Below are 7,419 nucleotides of genomic sequence, written 5' to 3' on the forward strand. Positions count from 1 at the left end.
GTTCCCCCTCGACCCCTTCGGCCCGGCCGGGTCCCGCATGTACCGCACGGGCGACCTGGTACGGGTGCTGCCCGACGGCCAGCTGGCGTACGCCGGACGGGCCGACCACCAGGTGAAGATCCGCGGATTCCGCATCGAGCCCGGTGAGATCGAGACCGCGCTGCGCGCCCTGCCCGGCGTACGGGACGCGGCGGTGGTGGCGCGGCCCGACGCGCACGGCGGCGCCCGCCTGGTCGCCCACGTGGTGCTGACCGAGGGCCGCCCGCTGGACGCGCCGGACCTGCGCGACCGGCTGCGGCTGACGCTGCCCGAGTACATGGTGCCCGCGCTGTTCGTCCGGCACCCGGAGCTGCCGATCACCGCGAACGGCAAGGTGGACCGCAAGACCCTGGTGGCGGTGGCCGTCGAGGGGGCGGCCGCGCCCGCCGGGCACGTCCCGCCGGCCGGTGCGACCGAGGAGGCGCTGGCCCGCATCTGGGGGGACGTGCTGGGCGCCGAGCGGATCAGCCGCACGGCGAACTTCTTCGACCTGGGCGGCGACTCGATGCTGGCCCTGCGGGTGATCGGGCAGGCCCGCTCCGCCGGGCTGGGCCTGAGCGTCCCGGACCTGTTCCGGGCCCGCACCCTGGGCGACCTGGCGGCCTTGGCGACGGACGCGGCCGACGGCGGCGCCCCCGCGCCCGTGGAGCCGTTCTCCCAGCTCGACCCGGCCGACGCGGCCCGGTTGCCGCAGGGGCTCGACGACGCGTACCCGCTGACCATGCTCCAGGCCGGCATGCTGCACGAGATGCTGGCCGACCCGGGCCGCGGCGCCTACCACAACGTCACCGACCTCAAGATCACCGTGCCGGAGGGCTTCGACCTCGGCGCGTTCCAGGCCGCGGTGGACACCGTCGTACGCGGCCACAGCATCCTGCGGTCCTCCATCGACCTGGTGGCCTTCTCCGAGCCGCTCCAGCTGGTGCACCGCACCGCGGAGCTCCCGGTCGGCTACAGCGACCTGCGGGGCCTGCCGCACGAGGAGCAGTGGGCGTCCGTACGGGGCTACGTCGACGCGGAGTTCGCCCGCCGCTTCGACCTGGCGGCCCCTCCGCTGGTCCGCATCCACCTGCACCACCTCACCGACGAGGAGCTGCGGCTCACCCTCACCGACTGCCACGTCGTCCTCGACGGCTGGAGCCTGACCTCGCTCATCGCGGACCTGCTGGACCTGCACCGGCAGGCCGTGGCGCAGGGCCGCACCCCGCAGCTGCCGGCGGCGCCCCCGTACGCCGAGTACGTCGCGCTGGAGCGGGCGGCGCTCGTCGACGAGGAGGGCCTGGACTTCTGGCGGACGGCGCTGAGCGACCTGAGCCCGGTCCGGTTCACCCGGCGCGGCACGGAGGCCTCCGACAGCGGGCAGTTCGTCCACGAGGTGCGCCGTTCGTACGCGGCCCTCGCCGAGCCGATCGGCCGGCTGGCCCGCCTCGCCGGGGTGCCCCGCCGCACCGTCCTGCTGACGGCGTTCCACCACACCATGAGCCTGTTCGCCGAGCGCGACGGCTCCGCCGAGGGGCACTCGGTCGGCCTGGTCACCAACGGCCGCCCCGAGGTGCCCGGATCGGACCGGATGCGCGGACTGTTCCTCAACACCGTTCCGTTCGGGGTCCGGCGTCCCCGCGGCAGCTGGCTGGAATACCTGCGGGCGGCGTTCGCCGCCGAACAGGAGATGCTGCCGTACCGCAGGGTGCCGCTGGCACGGATGGCGCAGCTGAGGCCCGGTGCGCCGAGCGTGGCGGAGACCCTGTTCAACTACGTCAACTTCCACCGGCTGTCGGGGGACAGCTGGGACGACTCGCTGGAGATCGCCCGCACCGCGTTCCCGCTGATGCTCAACGCGAGCGTGGAGTCCCTCATCCTCGACGTCGACCCCGACTACCTGGCCCCCGCCACCGCCGAGCAGCTCGCCGATCTGATGTGCGGGGTGCTGGAGGCGATGACCGTGCGGCCCGAGGCGCCCGTCACGGCGCCGGCACTGGCCGGTGAGGCGCGCGTACGGGCACTGGAGGAGTGGGGCAGGGGCCCCGAACTGCCCAACAGCACCCTGATGTTCCACGAGTGCGTGGCCGAGCACGCGGTGCTCACGCCCGGCGCGGTGGCCGTCCGGCAGGGCGAGAGCGAGGTCACCTACGCCGAACTGGACCTCTCCGTACGCCAGCTGGCGGACCGGTTGCAGGCCCTCGGGGTCGGCCCGGAGGTGCCGGTCGGCATCTGCCTGGACCGGGGCCCGGAGATGGTCCGGGCCGTGCTCGGTGTGCTCCGGGCGGGCGGCGCCTTCCTGCCGCTGGAGTCCCAGCACCCGGCCGACCGGCTGAAGTTCATCGTCGAGGACAGCGGCATGCCGGTGCTGATCACCCAGTCCTCGCTGCTGGGGACCGTGCCCTTCGACGGCCCGACCCTGGTCGTGGACGACCCGCAGACCTGGGCCGCTCCCGCCGGGGCGCCGCTGCCCGCGCCTGTGGTCACCGCGGACAACGCCGCGTACGTCCTCTACACCTCCGGCTCCACGGGCACGCCCAAGGGCGTCACCATCCAGCACCGCAGCCTGACCAACATGCTGGAGGGGCAGCGCGACCTGTTCCCGGTGACCGCCGAGGACCGGGTGCTCCAGTTCGCCTCGCTCAGCTTCGACGTCTCCATCCTGGACCTGACGTGGGCGCTGGCGAACGGCGCCCAGCTGTGCACCCCGCCCAGGGAGGCGCTGCGGGCCGGCGCCGATCTGGCGAACACGCTGCTCGAGTACGGGATCACCGTCGCGATGCTCGCGCCGAGCGCCCTGGCGGCCCTGGGCGAGGACCGCTTCCCGGCGCTGCGGATCCTCCAGGTGTGCGGCGAGGCCTGCCCGGCCGAACTGCCCCAGAAGTGGGCGCGCGGACGGCGGTTCTACAACGTCTACGGGCTCACCGAGACGGCGGTGTGGTCCGTCTCCACCCTCCTGAAGCCGGACTGCAAGCGGCCGCCGATCGGCTGGCCGATGCGCAACACCCAGGTCTACGTCCTCGACGAGGACCTCCAGCCGGTCCCCGTCGGGGTACAGGGCGAGGTCTACCTCGGCGGGCGCGCCATCGGCCGGGGCTACGTGAACCGCCCCGACCTGACCGCCGCCGCGTTCGTCCCCGACCCGTACGGCGCCCCCGGCGGCCGGCTGTGCCGCACCGGCGACATCGGCGTCCAGCTGCCCGACGGCGCCGTGGAGGTCCTCGGCCGCCGCGACAGCCAGGTCAAGCTGCGCGGGTTCCGCATCGAGCTCGGCGAGATCGAGCACGGACTGCGCGAACTGCCCGACGTGCAGCAGGCGGTGGTCCTGCTGCGGCGCGACCTGCCCGAGCCGGCCCTCGTCGCGTACGTGGTCCCCGAGGAGGGCGTGGAACCCGTCGTCGAGCCCTTCCGCCAGGCCCTGCGGGCCAAGGTGCCCGCGTACATGGTGCCCGCCCGGTTCGTCTTCCTCGACGCGATGCCGGTCAACAGCAGCGGGAAGGTCGACAAGAAGGCCCTGCCGCTGCCCTCGGCCGACCGCCTGCACAGCGCCACCGCCTACGTCGCGCCCGGCACCCCGGCCGAGGTGATCCTCGCCGAGGTGTGGCGCACGGTGCTCGGCATCTCCCAGGTCGGCGTCCACGACGACTTCTTCGCCCTCGGCGGCAGCTCGCTCTCCACCGTCCGGGTCGCCGCGCAGGCCGCGGCCCGCGGACTGAGCGTCTCCGTACGGGACCTGCTCGAACTCCCGACGATCTCCCGTCTCGCCGCCCGCGCCACCGAGACGGCGGCGCAGGGCGCCCGGCCGGACGGCCCGGCGGACCCGCTCGCACCGGCCCGGGCCGTCACCTCGGAGGTCCGGCTGCGCGACGGCGAGGGCTCCCCGCTGTGGTGCGTGCACCCCAGCGGCGGCAGCGGCGCCTGGTACGTACCCCTCGCCCGGGCCCTCCCGCCGGGGCGGCCGGTCCGGGCCTTCCAGGCCCGCGGGCTGCTCGGCGGGGTGGACCCGACCACGATCGCCGGCATCGCGGCCAACTACGCCGCCGAGCTGGCCGCCCACGGCGGGCACGGCCCGCACGACCTGCTGGGCTGGTCCATGGGCGCCAACATCGCCCTGGAGATGGCCACCCAGCTGCACGAGGCCGGTCACACCGTCGCACCGCTGACGCTGATCGAGCCGTACCTGCCCCACCCGGCGGCCCGCGAACGCCTCGCCGCGGTCGGCCGGGACATGGAACGGGGGCTGCGGCTGCGCGACCGCGTCCGTGCGCTGGCCCCGTCCGCGGAACGGGTGACGGCCGTGGCCGAACTCACCACCCTGCTGCTGGGCGCCGGCATGAGCCCCGGCGAGGCGGCCCTGGTGGAGCACGCCCCCATCGAGGTGTGGCACTCGCTGCTCACCGCGCTGGCCGGCTACGCACTGCGCCCCTACCCCGGCCACGTCCACCTCGTGGTGGGCAGCGCGGCCGCGGAACTGCCCGACGGCGAAGTGATGCCGGGGCTGGACGTGGACTTCCGGACCTACGTCGGGCGCTGGCGCGAGGCCGCGCTCGGCGGGCTGACCGTCCACGTCACCGAAGGCGACCACATGTCCATGATGTCCGAACGGCTGATGCACAAGACCGCTTCCGTGCTCGGCCGGATCCAGTCGGAGGAACGCCGATGACCGTCCTGACCACCAACACCCCCGCGACCACGACCGCGGCCACGACCGGGACCACGACCGGGACCGCGACCGCGACCGGGCTGGTGTGCCCGGTCACGGGGAGGACGGCCCCGCCGGCCGCTCCCCGGGCCGCCTCCCCGTCCGCCCCGCCGGCCACCGGCCCGGCCCGGCCCCCCGCCCCGGCGGCCGCCTTCACCGAGCGGTACCTCCTCGACCCCGCCGTCAACGCGGACCCGTACGGGTACCTGAACTCCCTGCGCGACCACGACCCCGTGTACTGGTCGGCCATGCACCGCGCCTGGCTCGTCACCGGCCACGCCCAGCTGATGCACTGCCTGCGCGACCCCGCGGTCTCCGCCGAGCGGGTGCGCCCGCTGATGGACGCCGTACCGGAGGGCGCCCGCGAGGACGCCGAGCGGGCCTTCGCGATCCTCTCCCGCTGGATGGTGTTCAACGACGCCCCGCAGCACCGGCGGCTGCGCCAGGTGTTCCAGGAGCAGTTCGCGGCCCGCGCGATCGGCCGCTACCGGGCCTTCGTCGAACGCGCCACCCGCGCCATGCTCGCCCGCCGCGCCGTCCCCGGCCGGACCGGGGACCTGGTCGCCGACATCGCCCGGCCGCTGCCCGCCCTGGTCTTCGCCCGCTGGCTGGGCGTCCCGCAGGCCCACGGCCCGTCCTTCTGGTACTGGAACGCCCGCGTCGGCGACCTCGTCCTGGGGGCCGCCCAGGAGGAGCGCGAGTACCGCACCTCGCTCCAGTCCCTGGTCAACCTGGACGACTACCTCGCCGACCTGGTGAAGCAGCGCCGCGCCGACCCCAAGGACGACCTGATCAGTGCCGTGCTGGCGGGCGGCCAGATCGGCGCGTCGGTCAGCGAGGAGGAGTTCGTCGGGATGCTGACGCAGATGGCCTTCGCCGGCGGCGAGACCACCAGCAACCTGATCGTCAACACCGTGCTCGCCCTGCTGGAGCACCCCGAGCAGCTCGCCGCCGTACGGGAGGACCCGGCGCTGGTGTCGATGGCGGTGGAGGAGGCGATGCGCTTCGACGGCCCGTCGAAGATGTCGATCCGCACCGCCGCCCGGGACTTCGACCTCGACGGGCGCTCCGTCCGCGCCGAGGACCGGCTGTTCCTGGTGACGGCGGCGGCCAACCGGGACCCGGCGCGCTTCCCCGACCCGGACCTGTTCAGCGTCCGGCGCGGCAGCGCCTCCCACCTCGGGTTCGGCTTCGGCGCGCACTTCTGCATCGGGGCCGCGCTCGCCCGGCTGGTGGCCGGCGCGGTGGTCGACGTCCTCGTACGCGAGTACCCGGGCCTGGAGCTGCTTCCCGAACAGCACGCCTGGCAGCCGTCCCTCCTCAACCGCGCGCTGACGGCCCTGCCCGTCCGCTACTGACCACGGCCGCCCGACGGCGGCCCGACAGCCCTACGAAGGGGAGTTCGTTCATGGCTTCCACCCTGGTGGACGCGCGGTCCCGGCTGAGCGCCCCCGCCCGGCTGCCGTCGTTCCGCCTCCTGTGGCTCGGGCAGTCCCTGTCCCTGCTCGGCGACGGGTTCAGTTACATCGCCTTCTCCTGGATCACGCTCGGCCTCACCGGCTCCACCCTGGCCCTCGGCTACGTCCTCGCCTGCCAGGCGGTGCCGCGGGCCCTGCTGACCCTGGTCGGCGGCTCCCTCAGCGACACGTGGTCCTCCCGGAGGCTGATGACGCTCTCCAGCTGGGCCCGCGCCGCCCTGATGGCCGCCGTGGGCCTGGCCGGCCTGGCCGGGTCCCTGACGGTGGCGGTGCTGTGCTGCGCCGCCGCGGCCTTCGGCGCGGTCGACGCCTTCTTCCAGCCGGCCCGGGCCTCCATCCTGCCGTCGGTGGTGGACAAGGAGCTGCTCGCCCCGGCCAACGCACTGCTGGCGGTCGCCGCGAAGGTGTCGGCCGTGCTCGGGCCGGCCGTCGGCGGCATGGTGGTGGCCTTCGCCGACGCGCCGGTCGCGTTCCTCGTCGACGGGGTGTGCTTCGCCCTCTGCGGCCTGTGCGTCTCGGGCATCCGCCCGCTGCCCCGCCCCGCGGCGGACGGGGCGGGCGGGGCGGACGGGGGCGCGCCGGAGCCGTCGGCCGCGCTCTCGCTGGCCGCCCGGATCCGCGCCGGGCTGCGGTACGCCTTCGAGGACCCGCGGATCCGGACGATCCTGGCCGTCGACGCAGCCGTCACCTTCTGCCAGGCGGGGCCGTTCACGGTCGGCTTCGCCACTCTCGCCAAGGTCGACCTGCAGGGCGGCTCGGCCACCCTGGGCCTGCTCAACGGGGCACTGGCGGGCGGGGCGATGCTGGGCACCCTCGTCGGCGGCGCCCTCGACACCCGCCCCCGGATCGGCCTGCTGATCGCCGCGCTGGCGGGCTGGCTCGCCATCGGCACGGGCCTGCTCGGCATCGTCGGCAACACCGCCGGGGCCCTGGCCACCGTCCTGGCGATGGGCTTCGGGATGGGCTTCCAGGGGGTCTTCGGGCTCAGCTGGATCCAGCGCACCATCGACGGCCCGGTGCTGAGCCGGGTGATCTCGGTGGACATGGTGATCGGCTACGCGGTGGCCCCGCTGTCCCTGATCGTCTGCGGGGCCCTGGCCGGATCGGGCACGGGCCCGATGTTCGCCGTCTCCGCGCTGGTCCTGGCGGTGACGGGGATCGGCATCCTCAGCTCGCGCACCGTCCGCGAGATGCGGTGACCCGGGGCCGGCCGTGCCGGGA

The 7,419-nt window shown here is 74.7% G+C and carries 3 protein-coding genes; all 3 read left to right on the forward strand.

What is annotated here, in order from left to right:
* The first annotated feature begins 37 nt into the window (after positions 1 to 37).
* From ACFXA3_RS29140 to ACFXA3_RS29150, 3 genes are read left to right on the forward strand one after another with little or no spacing between them, the layout of a single operon-like run.
* Positions 38 to 4,681, forward strand: coding sequence for an amino acid adenylation domain-containing protein (locus ACFXA3_RS29140; protein ID WP_385191500.1), 4,644 nt, complete (start codon positions 38 to 40; stop codon positions 4,679 to 4,681).
* A complete protein-coding gene (locus ACFXA3_RS29145) occupies positions 4,678 to 6,078 on the forward strand; it encodes a cytochrome P450 (protein ID WP_385191502.1) in 1,401 nt (466 codons plus the stop codon). The genes ACFXA3_RS29140 and ACFXA3_RS29145 overlap by 4 nt, the downstream gene beginning before the upstream one ends.
* Positions 6,079 to 6,128: 50 nt before the next feature.
* Entirely contained in the window at positions 6,129 to 7,397 is a 1,269-nt protein-coding gene (locus ACFXA3_RS29150; protein WP_385191504.1) for an MFS transporter, read from the forward strand.
* Positions 7,398 to 7,419: the final 22 nt, after the last annotated feature.

This window comes from Streptomyces sp. NPDC059456 (assembly GCF_042750055.1).
GTDB lineage: Bacteria > Actinomycetota > Actinomycetes > Streptomycetales > Streptomycetaceae > Streptomyces.